This window comes from Acidovorax sp. AC410 (assembly GCF_979253235.1).
In genome coordinates, this window is record NZ_CEEDCG010000001.1 from 5,637,033 (window position 1) to 5,652,706 (window position 15,674).

Here is a 15,674-nt window from a genome sequence, read left to right on the forward strand (position 1 = left end):
GCCAGCGCCAGGCCGGCAAGCGGCTACCATCCGGGCATGACATTTCCTGCTGCGCCCTCTTCCATCGCCCCGTCCACCGTCCACTTCGGCCACCAGGGCCGTGTCTGCATCGTCACCGGGGGCGCGCAAGGCATCGGCGAGGCCTGCGTGCGGCGCTTTGCCCGCGAGGGCGCGCACACGGTGATCGCCGATGTGGACGACACCCGTGGCCATGCGCTGGCAAAGGAACTCGGCGCCCTTTATGTGCGCTGCGATGTGGGCGACAAGACCCAGGTGGATGCCCTGGTGGAGCGCACGCTGCAGGCCCATGGCCGCATCGACGTGCTGGTGAACAATGCCGGCATCTTCCGCGCGGCGGATTTCCTCGAAGTGACCGAAGAGGACTTCGACGCCGTGCTGCGCGTCAACCTCAAGGGTTCGTTCCTGGTGGGCCAGGCCGTGGCGCGGGCCATGGTGGCCTCGGGCGGCGGATCCATCGTCAACATGAGCTCGGTCAACGGCGTGCTCACCATTCCCAGCATCTCCAGCTACAACGTCAGCAAGGGCGGCATCAACCAGCTCACGCGCGTGATGGCGCTGGCCCTGGCCGACAAGAACGTGCGTGTGAATGCCGTGGCGCCCGGCACCATCGCCACCGAACTGGCGGCCAAGGCCGTGCTCACCAGCGACGAGGCCAAGGCCAAGATCATGTCGCGCACGCCGATGAAGCGCCTGGGCGACCCGGCGGAAATCGCCGACGTGGTGGCCTGGCTGGCCAGCGATGCGGCCAGCTACGTCACCGGCGAGATCGTCACCGTGGACGGCGGCCGCATGACCCTCAACTACACCGTGCCTGTCTGACGCCGCAGCAGCCCTGCCGGGCTGCTCGGCCACCCCACGCGGCCGAACCAGGCGCCGCCGGCAATCGCCCAGCCGATCACGATGCCGTAGACCACCAGGGCCACACCCTGCGCGGCGAAGACGCCGGCCAGGCCGCCATCCCAGCGCAGCGCCAGCCAGCCGCCCACCACGGCGATCACCAGCCGGGCCAGGTTGCCGGCCACGGGCCAGAACAGGCGGCCTGCCCCCTGCGAGGCAAAGTACAGCACCAGACCCAGGCCGAAAAAGCCATACACCGGGCCCACCGTGCGCAGGTACTGGCTGCCTGCGGCGATCATGGCCGGGTCGCTGGCGAACAGCGACAGCCAGGTGGCAGGAAAAAATGCCGCCCACAGGCCAATGGCCTCGGTCATGCCGAACGCCATGGCGGCGCCGATCCAGGTGGCGCGCAGGGCACGCTCGCGCTGGCCCGCGCCGATGCAGGTGCCGACCATGGCCACCAGGGGCGCGCCAAAGCCGAACACCAGCGGCACCATCAGGTATTCGAGCCGCGATGCGGTGCCGTAGCCGGCGATGGCGGCCGTGCCGAAGCCGCCCACCAGCGCCGTGGTGACACCGATGGCCACATTGGTCGCCACCGTGGAGACCGCCCCCACCAGGCCCACGCGCAGAATATCCACGAACAGCGCCCAGCGCAGTTGCAGCCCCTTGAACGCGGGCCGCAGCAGGCTGCGCGGCGACCACAGGTACCAGGCCAGCACAGCACTGCCCAGCACGTAATACGCCATGAGCGCGATGGCACCGCCCGCAATGCCCAGGCCTGGCAACGGGCCCCAGCCAAAGATCAGCAGCGGCGACAGGGGGATGAGCACCAGCGCACCCCACACCGTGACATAGGCCGGCACGGCCATGTTGCCCGTGCCGCGGATGATGGCCGCCAGGGTGTTGAACACCCAGACGCACACCGCGCCGGCAAACACCCAGTTCGAATAGATGAGCGCCGCCTCGAGCGCGCCTCCTGCCCCGCCCATGCGGGTGTAGAGCCAGCGCCCGCCCCCCACCACGGCCAGGGTGAACACGAGCGAAAACACCAGCCCGATGACCAGCGCATGCAGCACCAGCGCGTCCGCGTCCTCGCGCCGGCGCGCCCCCAGCGCCCGCGCAATGGCCGCCGCCACGCCGCCACCAATGGCGCCGGCCGACATCATCTGCATCAGCATCACCACCGGGAACACCAGCGCCATACCGGCCAGCGCATCGGTGCCGAGCTTGCCGACGAAATAGGTCTCGATCAGGCCCACGCCGGCCTGGGCCAGCATCACCAGCACATTGGGCGCGGCCATGCGCAGCAGCGTGGAGGCGATGGGCGCCTCCAGCAGCATGCGGGTGCGCGGGTTCATAGCCCCCGCGGCAGCGGCCGGCGTTGTAACGGCAGTCATGGCGCAGCCACCGGCTTGCGCGGGACAACGATGCGCACGGTAGAGACCTGGAGCACGTCACCATGCTGGTTCAGGGTTTCGCTGCGCACGGTCACCATGCCGCGGTCGGGCCTGGACTTGGACGGGTTGGCCTCCATGACCTCACTCACCACGTGCAGCACGTCGCTGGGGCGTGTAGGCCGGGGCCAGCTCACCTCGCCGCTGGCGCCGATGATGCCGCCGGCCACGGGCAGGCCCGTGGTCACCTGCAGCCGCATGGTGATGGCCGCCGTGTGCCAGCCGCTGGCCGCCAGGCCGCCAAACAAAGATCCCTTGGCAGCGGCATCGTCCATATGGAAGGGCTGAGGATCGAACTGCTTTGCAAAGGCAATGATCTGCTCGGCGTCCATCGCATGTTCACCGCTCTTGAAGCGGCGGCCCACGGCCATGTCATCGAAATACAGGGGTTGCACTGCAGTGGTGGTATTGGTCATGTTCAACAGGCTCTCTGGAAACGGTGCCGGGGTATCAAGCGGCTGCGGGAACCAGGCGCTTGAGCGGCGCCTCGCGGATCGGCAGGTTCACCAGCGCGGCACCCAGGGCCAGCGCGATGTCGATGTACCAGACCCAGTCGTAGCTGCCCGTGGCCTGGAAGACGCTGCCGCCCAGGTAGGCGCCGAAAAAGCCGCCGATCTGGTGCGAGAGCATCACCACGCCGAACAGCATGGCCATGTTGGCGGTGCCGAACATCTTGGCCACGAGGCCGGCCGTGGGCGGCACGGTGGACAAAAAGGTCACGCCCATCACCGCGGCGAAGATCAGCATCACTGCCGTGGTCTTGGGGGCGAACAGGAAGATCAGCACCGCAATGCCGCGCGTGGCATACAGGATGGACAGCAGCGACTTCATGCGCCAGCGGCCCACCGCCCAGCCCATGGCCAGACTGCCGATGATGTTGAACAGCCCGATCATGGCCAGTGCCCAGCCGCCGACTTCGGGTGGCAAACCGCAGGCCGCGATCACGCCTGGCAGGTGCGTGGCCAGGAAGGCCACATGGAAGCCGCAGACCAGAAAGCCCGCCGCCAGGTACAGGTAGCTGGGCGTGGCCAGCGCCTGCGCGATGGCCTGGCGCGCAGTCAGCGCCTTGACGCCGCATACCGCGGCCGCCTGGGCTGCCAGTGCCTTCGAGTTGCCCTTGAGCACCCAGGCCGCCGGCAACGCCAGCAGCACCAGCACCCCCAGCCACTGCATGGCGCTGGCCCAGCCCACGGCAGCCGTGAGGCCGATGGCAATGGGTGCCATGGCAAACTGGCCAAACGAGCCGCCCGCATTCACGATGCCGGTGGCCAGGCCGCGTTTGGCCGGGGGCACCAGGCGGGTGCTCGCGGCCATCAGCACCGAGGGGCCCGCCATGCCCGCCCCACCGGCGGCCAGCACGCCGATGGCGAAGATCAGGCCGGCTGTCGTCGTCATCAGCGGGGTGATGATGGTGCCCAGGGCCACCAGCGCCACGCCCAGCAGGATCACCCGGCCAGTGCCGATGCGGTCGGCCACCGCACCGGCAAACGGCTGGGTCAGGCCCCACCACAGCTGGCCAAAGGCAAAGGCCAGGCTGATGCTGCCCACGCCCAGGCCGGTGGAGGTGTTGAGGGCCGAGAGGAACAGCCCCATGGTCTGGCGCGTGCCCATGGTGAGGGCAAAAGCCCCCGCAGCGGCCAGCAGCACCAGCCAGATGGCGATGGGTGGGACGGCAGGCTTGGCAGCCGAAGGCGCGGAAAGGGTCTCATTCGCCATGGTCGAGCTCCGAGATGGGGGACAGCAGTTCCAGGCATTCATCGGCCAGGGTGTGCAGCGCCAGCACGCGCTCCAGGCCCAGCAGGTCGTTGAGCGCCAACTGCGCCACCTTCCAGCAGCGCTGGGCTTCGGCGCGCTTGCCGCGGCCCGCGTCGGTGATATGCACCAGCCGGCTGCGGCCATCGGCGCCGGCCTGCAGGGTCACCCAGCCGGCATCCACCAAGGGGCGCAGGTTGCGCGTGAGCGTGGAGGCATCCATCTTCATTTCCGCCGCCAGGTCGCCGGGGCGGATGGGGCCGAGGCTGAGCACATGCGACAGCAGCGAGTACTGCGTGGTCTTGAGGCCGCACTTGGCCATCTCGGCGTCGTAGTGCTGCCCTACCCGGCGCAGCAACTGGCGCAGTTTGAAGTTGGTACAGCCCTGCGGACGCGCCGCAACGGGTGAAGGAAGGGTGATTTCGGCTTGCATGGATTCGATTGTATCTGCAATAATTGCATATGCAACACTCCGACCGGAAGAAGACCCCATGACACAACACAACCAACTCGAACAATGGCTTGCCCTGGAGCAAGAGGTGATGGCCCGCATGAACAGCGGCGTGGGTCCCGGCGTGTCCCGGCCCGATCAGGTGGCGGGCCTCGACGGCCTGCAGATGATGCAGGCCATGCTGCGCGGCGAACTGCCCTACCCTCCCATCGCGCGCACCCTCGACTTTCGCCTGGTGGAGGTCGGCGAAGGCCTGGCCGTCTTCCAGGGCACACCCGGCGTGGAGCACCTGAACCCCATGGGCACCGTACACGGCGGCTGGTTCGCCACCCTGCTCGACTCGGCCCTGGGCTGCGCGGTGCACACGCGCATGCTGCCCGGGCGCGGCTACACCACGGCCGAGCTGGGCGTGAACCTGGTCAAGGCCATCACCCCCAAGGTGCAGCGCGTGCGCGCCGAAGGCCGCGTGATCCACTGTGGGCGACAACTCGCCACGGCCGAGGCGCGCCTGGTGGGCCCCGACGGCACACTGTACGCCCACGCCACTACCACCTGCCTGGTTTTCGATCTGCCGGCACAAGCAAAGGCATAGGCTTTCTGCTCTCTGATCGCAGCCCTCCGATGCATGCCTGGTGCTACCCTACGGGACCACAGTGAAACTGCATCAAGGGGCATATGGCAGCAGAACTTAGCGAACACGGGCAGCAACTAGTTTCCAGCCTGTCGTCACGCACCGGCTTCAGTCCTGAAGCAGTAAGGCAGTTGATGATGGCCCTGCAGAAGAGCAATGGAACAATGGCGCAGTTTTCGCACCCCGAGTTCGGCGGCAACGGCCAATGGGCGCGCGGCGGCATGCTCATGATCGGCGACATGTTCAACGACGCCTTGAAGGCCCGCGTGAATGCATTGGCCACCGAGCTGGCCAGCGCCCTTGCCAGTTCACCAGCACCCATGCAGGCGAGTCATCCCCCATCACAATCCCAGACCGGCGGTGGAATGGGGTTCACCAGTGCGCCACCATCGCTCTTCGCCGCCGATCCCCAGTCCACCTGGTATCCGGCGGACCTGGGCACGCCCAACAGCAGCGGCGCGCAGCACGCCACCCGGTATGCGTACTTCGCCAGCAAACGCCGCCTTGCCGTGGATGTGGGTGGCAAGGTCGCGTTGTACGACACACTGGAACACCAGATCAACGGCTTTGGCCAGCAGCAAGGTGGCGCTGGCACGCTGACCTTCACCAGCCAGCACGGCACCGTGGACTTATCGACCCTGCCCGTGGCTCGCCATGGTGATGGTCCCACGGGTGCGCCGCAGGCAGCTTTCCCGGCCAAAGAAGCAGCGCCCGGCAGCAACAACGCGCAGGCGTCCATCTTCGAAGCCATTTCACAGCTTGCCGCGCTCAAGGACAGGGGCATCCTGACCGAGCAGGAATTCGCGGTGAAGAAGGCCGAACTGCTCGCTCGGATCTGACCCTGCCACCACCGTGGTGTGCCTGGTCTTCGATCTGCCGGCACAATCGGGGGCATGAGATTCCTCCACACGATGCTCCGCGTTGGCAACCTTCAGCGCTCGATTGATTTCTACACCCAGGTGCTGGGCATGCAGCTGCTGCGCCAGTCCGAAAACCCCGAGTACAAATACTCGCTGGCCTTTCTCGGCTTCGACGGCGGCAACCCCGGCCAGGCCGAGATCGAGCTGACCTACAACTGGGGCACCGAAAGCTACGACCTGGGCACGGCGTATGGCCATATCGCCCTGGGCGTGCCCGATGCGTATGCGGCGTGCGAGAAGATCAAGGCGGCGGGTGGCAATGTGACGCGCGAGGCCGGACCAGTCAAGGGCGGCAGCACGGTGATCGCGTTTGTGACGGATCCGGATGGGTACAAGATCGAGCTGATCGAGCGCAAGAACGACACGGGTGGCACCGGCCTGCGCTGACCCCTCGCCCTGCAGCCCCCAACAAAAAGCCCGGCGTCGTCGGGCTTTTTCGTTTTTGTGTTCATGGCGCCCCCTGCCGGAGCGCGGGGCGTGCCAGGGTGATCAGCCGGCAGCCAACGCCACTTCCACCCGCCGCGCCTCCGCATTGTTGCCGCTCGCAGTGGTTTCCTCAGGCTTCTTGAGCTCGATCTTGTCCTCAGCCACACCCAGGCCCTTGAGCGCGTCGCGCACCGCGTAGGCGCGCTGCTTGGCCAGCTCGGCATTGGCGGCGGCGTCGCCCGTGGCGTCGTGGAAGCCCGAGACCACGGCCTTCTTGCCTTCGGCCACGCCCTTGACGACATCGGCCAGGGCTTCGTTGGCGCCTGCGGCCAGTTCGGCCTTGGCGCTGGCGAAGTAGAACTTCACGACGCCGTTGTCCACGCGCACGCTGGCGGCGTCGGCAGCAGTTGCCGCTGCGGCAGCCGTGTCAGCGGCCGGGGCGGCTGGCGCGTTGTTTGCAAGGGCGGTGGTGGGCGCAGGCGCTGCCTTGCTGGCAGACGCGGCGCCCAGGCGCTTGACCACCACGGTGCCGACCGCGGTGGAGATGATCAATGCGATCAGGATGAACAAAAAACCGAGTGCAAAACGTTCTTGGCTGTCGTTATCGGAACTACCGGACATGAAGTCTCCCTGTGTTGTCTCTATCTATGGTGGTGGATGTTGTCGGGGCGCCAGGTTGGGGCACCTTCTTCATTGTAGAGTGATGCCATGACGAGTCTTCCCGCACCGCTGCGCGATCCCGCTCCCATGCTGGAGCGGGCCCTGCACGAGTGGGGTGGCCACAAGGACCTGTGGGTGTTCGGCTACGGCTCCCTGATCTGGCGCCCCGATTTCGACTTTGCCGAGCGCCGTGCTGCGCGCGTGCATGGCTGGCACCGCGCCTTGAAGATGTGGAGCCGCATCAACCGCGGCACACCCGAGTGCCCGGGCCTGGTGTTCGGCATGCTCTCGGGCGGCAGTTGCCGGGGCATGGTGTTCCGGGTGGACAAGGCGCACGCCCGCCAAGTGCTGATCAACCTGTGGCAGCGCGAGATGATGACCGGCGTGTATGACCCGCGCTGGCTCACCTGCCATACGCCCCATGGCAGCGTGCAGGCGCTGGCCTTCACCCTGTCGCGCAAAAGCCCCAACCACACGGGCGAGCTGCCCGACCAGGAATACTGCCGCATCTTTGAGCAGGCCTGTGGCAAGTTCGGCACCACGCGCGATTACGCCCAGGCCACCTACGACGAGTTGCGCCGCATGGGCATCCACGACCGCTCGCTGGGAAGATTACTTTCGCTTACCGACAAAAAACAGGCATAGTGACGCACCTGCGAGGTGCGTCACTATGCATCGCACCCTGCGGTGTTGCCACCATGTTCCAAGGCATGGGCGCCCATTGCGGTGCGCCGCCCCCTGCCCCGTTATAGGAGTGAATTTCATGAATCTTCGTTTTGCATCGCTTGCCCTTGCCGTGGCATCCTTGGCGGGGTGCGCCGCCTTTTCATCCTCGGGCCCCAGCGCCACCGGCAAGCTTGAAGCCACGCGTGGCAACACCACCACCGGCACGGTGACCTTCACCCAGACGGGCGAAACGGTCAAGGTAATGGGCGAGGTGCGTGGCCTCAAGCCGAATGCCGAGCATGGCTTTCACATCCATGAAAAGGGCGATTGCTCCAGCGGCGACGGCATGAGCGCCGGCGGCCACTTCAACCCCGGTGGCAAGCCGCACGGCAGCCACGGCGGCGCCGAGCACCACACGGGCGACCTGCCCAGCCTCAAGGCCGACGCCGGTGGCGTGGCCAGGATCAGCTTCGAGTCGCGCTCCATCCGCGTGGGCAGCACCGCCAACGACATCGTAGGCAAGGGCCTGATCGTGCACCGCGACCCCGACGACTACACCACCCAGCCCACCGGCAATGCCGGCCCGCGCCTGGCCTGCGCCGTCATCACGGCGAAGTAAGCCGTCCCGCCAGGATCTGCTCGGCCCGGGCGAGGTCCTGCACGGTGTCCACATCGGTCACCGCGCCTTCGTCGTCCAACTCCACCAGCCGCAGCCGGCCCTGTGCCTTCTGCTCGCGCACCACGCGGGCGGCGCCCTGCTCTCCCGCCAGGGCCAGCAGGCCCGGCAGGCATAGCGCTGAAAAAGCCACCGGGTGGCCGCGCTCGCCACGGTACACGGGCACGGCCACTGCACAGCCGTACAGCGCAGCAGCCATGCTGCGCAGGGTTTGCGGCCGCACCAGGGGCAAGTCCCCGGGCAGCACCAGCCAGCCGGGTGCATTGGGCGTGGCCCGCACGGCCGCCGCGATCGAATCCCCCATGCCCGAATGGCCCCCATCCTCCAGATGCCAGGGCAGGCCGCTGGCGCGCACGGCGGTCAGCGTGTGCTCCAGCACCGGCAGGCCATGGAGCAATGCACGCAGCTTGTGTACGGCCCCGCCCGAGGCGGCAAAACGCTCGCCCCGGCCGGAGGCCAGCACCAGCACCACGGGGGACGGAAGCGGTTTGGAGGCCATCTTTGTTAAGTCAGCTTGAAGGGCAGCTCGCGCGGCGTCTTGCCGGTGAGCTGGGCAATCGCATTGGCAAATGCCGGTGCCAGCGGTGGCAGGCCGGGTTCGCCCATGCCCTTGGGTGGGTCGGCACTGGGCACGATGTGTACGGCCACCTGGGGCATGTCGGTGATGCGCGGCACCGCGAAGTCGCCGAAATTGCTCTGCTCCACCACGCCATCCTTGAGCGTGATGGCACCACCGGGCAGGCACATCGACAGGCCCATCAGCGCCCCGCCCTGCACCTGGGCCTCCACGCTTTTCGGGTTGACCACCAGGTTGCAATGCACGCCGGCCGTGATGCGGTGCAGCTTGGGCGTGCCGTCCTTCACCGAGGCCTCGACCACATAGGCCACCACCGACTCGAACGACTCATGCACCGCCACGCCCCAGGCGCGGCCGGCGGGCAGCTTCTTCTTGCCATAGCCCGACTGGGCCACCGCCAATTGCAGCGCAGCCTTGTGGCGCGGATGCTTGTCGCCCATCAGGCGCAGGCGGTAGGCCACCGGGTCCTGCTTCGTCGTGCGGGCGACCTCATCGATCAGCGTCTCCATGGCATAGGCGGTGTGGGTAGAGCCCACGCTGCGCCACCACAGCACGGGCACATTGACCTGCGGATGGTGCACCGAGAGCTTCATGGGCACATCATAGGGCTCCTTCATGCCTTCGATGGCCGTGGCGTCGATGCCGTTCTTGACCATCATGGGCTCGAACGGCGAGCCCATGAGGATGGACTGGCCCACGATCACATGGTCCCAGGCGAGGACCTTGCCCTGGGCGTCGAAGCCGATTTCCGCACGGTGTACATGCATGGGGCGATAGTAGCCGCCCTTGATGTCGTCCTCGCGGCTCCACAGCGTGCGCACCGGGACCGCAAGGCCCGCGCCCAGGGCGGCCTTTGCCACCGCGCAGGCCTCCACCACATAGTCGCTGGTGGGAATCGCCCGGCGGCCAAAGCCGCCACCGGCCATCTGCGTGTGGACTTTGACGTTCTGGGGTTGCATGCCCAGGGCCTTGGCGGCCGCCACCGCATCCATGCCCGGCATCTGGGTGCCCATCCACAGCTCGGCCTTGTCGCCATTGAGCAGCACGGTGCAGTTCAGGGGCTCCATGGGCGCATGCGCCAAGTAGGGGAAGACATATTCGGCACTGATCCTGTGCGGCGCGCCAGCCATCGGGGCGGTATCGGCCTGCAGGGCAACCAGGCCGGGCTTGGCCGCAAGCTCGCGGTAGCTCGCCAGCAGGGCCGTGGTGTCGGGCCTTTCCACCGCGTCCGTGTTCCATTCCACCTTGAGCGCATCGCGGCCCTGCTTGGCCGCCCAGTAGCCATCGGCGATCACGGCCACGCCTTCGCCGCCCCGGTCAGTGGGCACGCGCAGCACGGCCTTCACCCCCTTGACGGCCTTGGCGGCCGAATCGTCCAGCGACTTGAGCTTGGCCGCGAACACCGGCGGGCGCGCCACCACGGCGGTCAGCATGCCGGGCAGGCGCACGTCGATGCCATAGTCCTGCAGGCCGCTGGACTTGGCCTTGGCGTCGAGCCGCCCCGTGGGCTTGCCGATCAGGCGGAACTGCTTGGGGTCCTTCAACGTGACCTTCTCGGGCACGGGCAGCTTCATGGCGGCTTCGGCCAGCTCGCCATAGCCGAGCTTCTTGCCGCCGGGGCCCACGACAAAGCCGTTCTGCGTGCGCAGGGCCGAGGCATCCACCCCCCACTGCGCCGCTGCGGCCGACACCAGCATGGCGCGGGTGCGGGCACCGAGTTCGCGGTACTGGGTATAGGAGTTCTTGATCGAGTTGGACCCGCCCGTGATGTGCATGCCGTAGGCCGGGTCGGCATAGGCCGCGTTGGCATCGCCGTGCGTGCTGCGCACCTTGGACCAGTCGGCGTCCAGTTCCTCGGCCAGGATCATCGGCAGGCCGGTCTGCACGCCCTGGCCGAAGTCCAGGCGGTTGATGGTGACGGTGACCGTGCCATCGGGCTCGATGCGCACGAAGGCCGAGGGCTGCTCGAAGGGCTTGAGGCCGGCGGCCGGGGCCGCGCTGCCCTGTGCGACTGCCGCCAGGGGAAATGTGCCCAGTGCAAAGCCGGAGGCCGCCGTCACCTTGAGGAAGGTGCGGCGCGCCAGGCCTTCTGAAAAGCCGGGGCCGGTGGAGCCATCGGCGTCCTGCGCCTTTTCCAGCAGCGCAGCAAGGTGCCGGGGCATGTGGGCCTGTGCGGCATGGGAGTCGAAATGCATGGTGTTCTCTCCTTCAGGCCAGGGTGCGGGCAGCTTCGTGGATCGCGGCGCGGATGCGCACGTAGGTGCCACAGCGGCAGACGTTGCCGGCCATGGCGGTGTCGATGTCGGCGTCGCTGGGCTTCTTCTTGCCCTTGAGCAAGGCCGTGGCGCTCATGATCTGGCCGCTTTGGCAGTAGCCGCACTGCGCCACGTCGTGCTTGACCCAGGCGGCATGCACGGCCTTGCCCACCTTGTCGCTGGAGGCGATGGCCTCGATGGTGGTGATCTTCTGGCCTGCCGCCGCCGAGATCGGCGTGATGCAGGATCGGATCGGCGCACCGTTCAGGTGTACGGTGCAGGCGCCGCACAGCGCCGCACCGCAGCCGAACTTGGTGCCGGTCATGCCCAGCGTGTCGCGCAGGGCCCAGAGGATGGGGGTGGATTCATCGGCATCCACAGCCGTTTCTTTGCCGTTGATATGGAGGGTGGGCATCGTGGTTTCTCCGTGGGGGATGTTTTTGAGGGGAAGCGGGTGGAACAACACGGGGCACTGCGTCAGCGGCGCCATCGCTGTTGATAGCGACGTACCGGGGGCGGGTGAAAGCGTGGCATCTTTAAGAGAATATTTATTCGATTAAAGCGCAAATCGACGGATCACGCTTTGAGCGCATCCCAGCACAGGCCAAAGGCGGTCTGGTGCAGGGCCTCGTCGTCAGGCAGAACCCCGGTGCGTATCAGACCAGCGGTTTCGCGCACCGAACCGATTAGGCTGGCGGTGAGCAGCGGCACCGGAACAGCCTTCAGGATCTCCTGCTGCTGGCCCTCCTGCATCAGGGCGTAAAAACCGGCCATGAGGCGCGTGGAGAACTCGCGGTTGCCCTCGGTGAACCAGGGCGAGTTGTAGTACTGCTCCTGGAAGACCACCTCGGCATGCTGGTCCAGCCGGTGGCGCAGCAGGTTTTCCCAGATGCGCCGCACCCGGGCACGGTAGGGCATGCCGGGCACCACGCCCTCCATGATGCGGGCGGCGGTGACGGTCTTGGCGTCCTGGTAGAGCTGGCTGATGAGCTCGTCCTTGGACGGGTAGTAGACATACAGCGTGCTCGTGGCAATGCCCGCTGCGCGCGCGATCTGGGCCATGGTGAGCCCGCTCAGGCCCGTCTGCCCCACCAGGTCGAAGGTGGCCTGCGCAATGGCGCGCTGCTTTTCATCGTCTTTGGGTTTCATTGCCTCGCCAATATAAGCGAATTTTTATTCGCCAACAACCAGCACCGCGCAGCCCGTCTGGTGGGGATGCACAATCGTGGCCATGACCACCTCCATCGCCGATCTGCGCAAGAGCTACGAGCGCGCCGAACTCAACGAAGACGCCTCGCATGCTGCACCCCTGCAGCAGTTTGATCAATGGCTCAAGGAAGCCATTTCCGCCCAGGTACCCGAGCCCAATGCCATGACCCTGGCCACCGTGGGCGGGGACCTGCGCCCCAGCACGCGCATCGTGCTGATCAAGGGCTATGACGAGCGCGGCATCGTCTGGTTCACCAATTACGAGAGCCGCAAGGGCCGGCAGATCGCGGGCAACCCGTTTGCGGCGCTGCAGTTCCACTGGGTGGAGCTCGAACGCGTGGTGCGCATCGAGGGCGTGGTGGAAAAGGTGAGCGATGAGGAAAGCGATGCCTACTTTGCCAGTCGCCCGCTCGACTCGCGCATCGGCGCCTGGGCCAGCCCGCAAAGCCAGGTGATCACCGGGCGCAGCGTGCTGGTGGCCAATGCCGCCAGGTACGGTGCGCAGTTCCTGCTGCAGCCGCCGCGCCCGCCGCACTGGGGCGGCTACCGCTTGAAGCCCGAGCAGTGGGAGTTCTGGCAGGGGCGCAAGAGCCGCCTGCACGACCGGCTGCGCTACCGGCTTGACGGCGGGGACTGGGTGCGCGAACGACTGGCGCCCTAAACCAGAAAACGAGTCACCAAAATGATCACCACCGGCATGGTGATCAGCGCAAGGGCCGTTGACACGGCCACGCTGGCCGTCACCTCGTCCTGCGCCACCTCGTAGCGCTGCGAGAACAAGAACACATTGGCCCCCACGGGCAGCGACGCGGCCACGATCATCACGGCCAGCGGCATGCCTGTAAGGCCCATGGCCCAGCCCACCGCGGCCATGGCCACAGGATGCACCAGGCACTTGACCAGCGCAATGCGCATGGCCGCGCGGAAATGCGTGCCCACCTTGGTGAAAGCCAGCGTCACGCCCACCAGCAGCAGCGCCAGCGGCCCCAGCGCCTGGCCCAGCAGCTCCAGCGGCTTGTCGATCACCAGCGGGATCGGCAGACCGGTCTGCGCATACAGCAGGCCCACGATGATGGGCATGGGGATGGGGTGGATGATGCCGTTGCGCACCGCCATCAGCACCGTGCGCAGCATGGAGCGGCCCTCATGCCCTGGCGTACCCGCCCGCTCGCGCGCCGCCGCCAGCTCGAACACCACGGTGGCGGCCGTGAGCAAAATCAGCGCATGCAGCGAGATCAGGGTGAACAGCGTGACCAGCCCAGCCTCGCCAAACACCAGGCCCACCAGCGGCACGCCGATCATCACCGTGTTGCTGAACATGTTGGCCAGCGCCCGCGCTGCCGCCAGGCTGGTAAAGCCCAGCAGCGCCATGGTGCCGCCAAACACCAGGCCCGCCGCCGCAAAATAGGCGACGATGGGCGCAAAGTCCACATTGCCCAGGTGCACCGAACTCATGGTTCTGAATAGCAGCGCTGGGGTGAGCACCATGAACACCAGGTTAGAGAGGTCCTTGACCGAGCCCGCCCGTATCCAGCCCTGCTGGCCCGACAGAAAGCCGATGGCGATGAACAGGACGACGGGGATCAGGGAGGCGAAGACGGGGGAGTTCACGGTGCAGCAGGCGCGGGCCAGAAGGGGCGGCAGGCAGAAGGGAAGAAGAACGCTGGAGTTTATGGTCAGTCCAGCCCGTCGAACACCGCGTCGTCCGGCCCCACATGCGATGGCGAACGCCAGCCGGCATCGCGCATCGAGCGCGCCACCTGGTTCTCCACCCCCATCAGCACCGCGAACAAGGCCATGCGCACGGGGATGCCGTTGTCCGTCTGGCGGAAGATGGCCAGCCGCGGGTCGTGGTTGAGGTCGGTGGAAAGGTCGTTGGCGCCGGGCCGGCCATCGCGCGGCAGCGGGTGCATGAGGATGGTGTCGGGCTTGCACAGTTCGTCCACCAGCGACTTGCGGATCTGGAACTCGGGCGTGTAGCCCTCGATGGCTTCACCGACGAAGCGCTCCTTCTGGATGCGCGTGGCATAGACCACGTCGGCCCCGCGCAAGCCCTCCTGCAGTGAAGCCGTCTGCTCGATCACATGGCCGTTGCGGGCCACCAGCTCCAGCAGGTAGGGCGGCATCTCCAGCGACGGCGGGGCCACCAGGCTGAACTTGAGCCCCCTGTAGAGCGCCAGCAAGCGGATCAGCGAATGCACCGTGCGCCCGTACTTGAGGTCGCCCACCAGTGCCACATGCGTGCCATCGACCAGCTTGCCCAGGCGCGAGAACTCGCGCTGGATGGTGTAGAGGTCCAGGATGGCCTGGCTCGGGTGCTCGCCGGGCCCGTCGCCGGCATTGATCACCGGGATGTTGGTGGCACGTGCGAACTCGGCCACCGCGCCCTGCTCTGGGTGGCGCACCACCAGCGCGTCCACATAGCCGGCCATGACACGGCTGGTGTCGTAGATCGACTCGCCCTTGGCCATGGACGAGAAGGTGAACCCCGTCGTATCGCACACCGTGCCGCCCAGGCGGCAGAACGCGGCGCCAAAGCTCACCCGGGTGCGCGTGCTGGCCTCAAAGAACAGGCTGCCCAGGACAGCGCCTTCCAGCACACGCGAAACCTTCTGGCGCCGGGCGATCGGCTGCATCAGGTCAGCGACCTGGAACAGTTCTTCCAGGCTGCCGCGGTCGAACTGGGCCACCGAGAGCAGGTGCGGCCGGCCCTCGGCCGCGATGCGCTGGGCCAGGGGCTGGGCCGTGGGTGCCCTGCCCCGCTCGGTGCCGGCGCTGCGCGCCTCGTGCGCAAGGAGGATCTCGGAGACGAATTTTTCCACCATCTCGGGCATGCTGCGCGCCTCGCCGGAATCGGCCGGCAACAGCCAGGTGTCCAGGGCCCGGCGGCGCACACCCAGCCGGTCAGAAAACGCATCGCGCGTCAGGTTGAGGCGGCGCATCGCGTCGCGCAGGAAGTCTTGCTGGCTGTTCATGGCCAGCAATTATACGCAATGAGCATTTTTATAAAACGCATTGCGTATATACCTCATGCGCACGGCGGGATGTAACTCAGATCTTGAACTAAGGTAAACCCAGGCCCCGGCAGCTACCAGAAGAGTAGGATGAAAGCATTTGTTACAGCCATTGGGCGCAG

The 15,674-nt window shown here is 66.9% G+C and carries 18 protein-coding genes; 7 read left to right on the top strand and 11 right to left on the bottom strand.

The genetic code is table 11. The features are described 5' to 3' along the window. Positions 1–36: 36 nt before the first annotated feature. A complete protein-coding gene (locus tag AC0IZS_RS26130) occupies positions 37–840 on the top strand; it encodes an SDR family NAD(P)-dependent oxidoreductase (RefSeq protein ID WP_471638340.1) in 804 nt (267 codons plus the stop codon). On the opposite strand, the gene AC0IZS_RS26135 is transcribed toward AC0IZS_RS26130, so the two are convergent. From AC0IZS_RS26135 to AC0IZS_RS26150, 4 genes are read right to left on the bottom strand one after another with little or no spacing between them, the layout of a single operon-like run. After that, positions 822–2,258: an MATE family efflux transporter gene (locus AC0IZS_RS26135; protein ID WP_471638341.1), complete on the bottom strand. Its 1,437-nt coding sequence runs from the start codon at positions 2,256–2,258 to the stop codon at positions 822–824. The genes AC0IZS_RS26130 and AC0IZS_RS26135 overlap by 19 nt on opposite strands. Next, positions 2,255–2,731 (bottom strand): MaoC family dehydratase, encoded by a 477-nt coding sequence (locus AC0IZS_RS26140; RefSeq protein ID WP_471638342.1) that lies wholly within the window; start codon positions 2,729–2,731, stop codon positions 2,255–2,257. Before AC0IZS_RS26140 ends, AC0IZS_RS26135 begins: the two co-directional genes overlap by 4 nt. A gap of 34 nt (positions 2,732–2,765) precedes the next feature. Then, the gene (locus tag AC0IZS_RS26145; protein ID WP_471638343.1) at positions 2,766–4,031 is read right to left on the bottom strand and encodes an MFS transporter; all 1,266 of its coding nucleotides are present in this window, start codon (positions 4,029–4,031) and stop codon (positions 2,766–2,768) included. Then, complete coding sequence (locus AC0IZS_RS26150; RefSeq protein WP_471638344.1) at positions 4,021–4,500, bottom strand: MarR family winged helix-turn-helix transcriptional regulator; 480 nt, start codon at positions 4,498–4,500, stop codon at positions 4,021–4,023. The genes AC0IZS_RS26145 and AC0IZS_RS26150 overlap by 11 nt, the downstream gene beginning before the upstream one ends. 58 nt (positions 4,501–4,558) lie before the next feature. Between AC0IZS_RS26150 and AC0IZS_RS26155 the strand changes: the two genes are divergently transcribed. The 3 genes from AC0IZS_RS26155 to gloA all read left to right on the top strand — a co-directional run bounded on the left by AC0IZS_RS26155 (position 4,559) and on the right by gloA (position 6,456). Continuing rightward, positions 4,559–5,110: a PaaI family thioesterase gene (locus AC0IZS_RS26155; RefSeq protein WP_471638345.1), complete on the top strand. Its 552-nt coding sequence runs from the start codon at positions 4,559–4,561 to the stop codon at positions 5,108–5,110. A 176-nt stretch (positions 5,111–5,286) separates the two neighbouring features. After that, positions 5,287–5,988, top strand: a complete 702-nt coding sequence (locus AC0IZS_RS26160; RefSeq protein ID WP_471638346.1) for an SHOCT domain-containing protein — start codon at positions 5,287–5,289, stop codon at positions 5,986–5,988. 54 nt (positions 5,989–6,042) lie between these two features. Then, positions 6,043–6,456, top strand: a complete 414-nt coding sequence (gene gloA / locus AC0IZS_RS26165; RefSeq protein ID WP_305742834.1) for a lactoylglutathione lyase — start codon at positions 6,043–6,045, stop codon at positions 6,454–6,456. 102 nt (positions 6,457–6,558) lie between these two features. Here gloA and AC0IZS_RS26170 read toward each other — a convergent pair whose 3' ends face one another. Further along, positions 6,559–7,116, bottom strand: coding sequence for an OmpA family protein (locus tag AC0IZS_RS26170; RefSeq protein ID WP_471638347.1), 558 nt, complete (start codon positions 7,114–7,116; stop codon positions 6,559–6,561). Between the two features lie 87 nt (positions 7,117–7,203). Here AC0IZS_RS26170 and AC0IZS_RS26175 point away from each other — a divergent pair, with 87 nt between their 5' ends. Together AC0IZS_RS26175 and AC0IZS_RS26180 are read left to right on the top strand one after the other, a co-directional pair. Then, on the top strand, positions 7,204–7,800 hold the full coding sequence (locus AC0IZS_RS26175) for a gamma-glutamylcyclotransferase (RefSeq protein WP_471638348.1): 597 nt from the start codon (positions 7,204–7,206) through the stop codon (positions 7,798–7,800). Between the two features lie 118 nt (positions 7,801–7,918). Beyond that, entirely contained in the window at positions 7,919–8,440 is a 522-nt protein-coding gene (locus AC0IZS_RS26180) for a superoxide dismutase family protein (RefSeq protein WP_471638349.1), read from the top strand. Here the strand turns inward: AC0IZS_RS26180 and AC0IZS_RS26185 are convergent. From AC0IZS_RS26185 to AC0IZS_RS26200, 4 genes are all read right to left on the bottom strand, one after another. Beyond that, a complete protein-coding gene (locus AC0IZS_RS26185) occupies positions 8,427–8,996 on the bottom strand; it encodes a nucleotidyltransferase family protein (protein WP_471638350.1) in 570 nt (189 codons plus the stop codon). The two genes, AC0IZS_RS26180 and AC0IZS_RS26185, sit on opposite strands and share 14 nt — an antisense overlap. Before the next feature lie 5 nt (positions 8,997–9,001). Next, the gene (locus AC0IZS_RS26190) at positions 9,002–11,269 is read right to left on the bottom strand and encodes a xanthine dehydrogenase family protein molybdopterin-binding subunit (RefSeq protein ID WP_471638351.1); all 2,268 of its coding nucleotides are present in this window, start codon (positions 11,267–11,269) and stop codon (positions 9,002–9,004) included. 13 nt (positions 11,270–11,282) lie between these two features. Further along, entirely contained in the window at positions 11,283–11,744 is a 462-nt protein-coding gene (locus tag AC0IZS_RS26195) for a (2Fe-2S)-binding protein (RefSeq protein WP_471638352.1), read from the bottom strand. Positions 11,745–11,905: 161 nt separating this feature from the next. Then, positions 11,906–12,478 (bottom strand): TetR/AcrR family transcriptional regulator, encoded by a 573-nt coding sequence (locus AC0IZS_RS26200; RefSeq protein ID WP_471638353.1) that lies wholly within the window; start codon positions 12,476–12,478, stop codon positions 11,906–11,908. A gap of 82 nt (positions 12,479–12,560) precedes the next feature. Between AC0IZS_RS26200 and pdxH the strand changes: the two genes are divergently transcribed. Next, positions 12,561–13,199, top strand: a complete 639-nt coding sequence (pdxH, locus tag AC0IZS_RS26205; protein ID WP_471638354.1) for a pyridoxamine 5'-phosphate oxidase — start codon at positions 12,561–12,563, stop codon at positions 13,197–13,199. On the opposite strand, the gene AC0IZS_RS26210 is transcribed toward pdxH, so the two are convergent. Continuing rightward, a complete protein-coding gene (locus AC0IZS_RS26210) occupies positions 13,196–14,149 on the bottom strand; it encodes an AEC family transporter (protein ID WP_471638355.1) in 954 nt (317 codons plus the stop codon). The two genes, pdxH and AC0IZS_RS26210, sit on opposite strands and share 4 nt — an antisense overlap. 65 nt (positions 14,150–14,214) lie before the next feature. Next, entirely contained in the window at positions 14,215–15,513 is a 1,299-nt protein-coding gene (locus AC0IZS_RS26215; RefSeq protein ID WP_471638356.1) for an aspartate carbamoyltransferase, read from the bottom strand. Between the last annotated feature and the right edge of the window lie 161 nt (positions 15,514–15,674).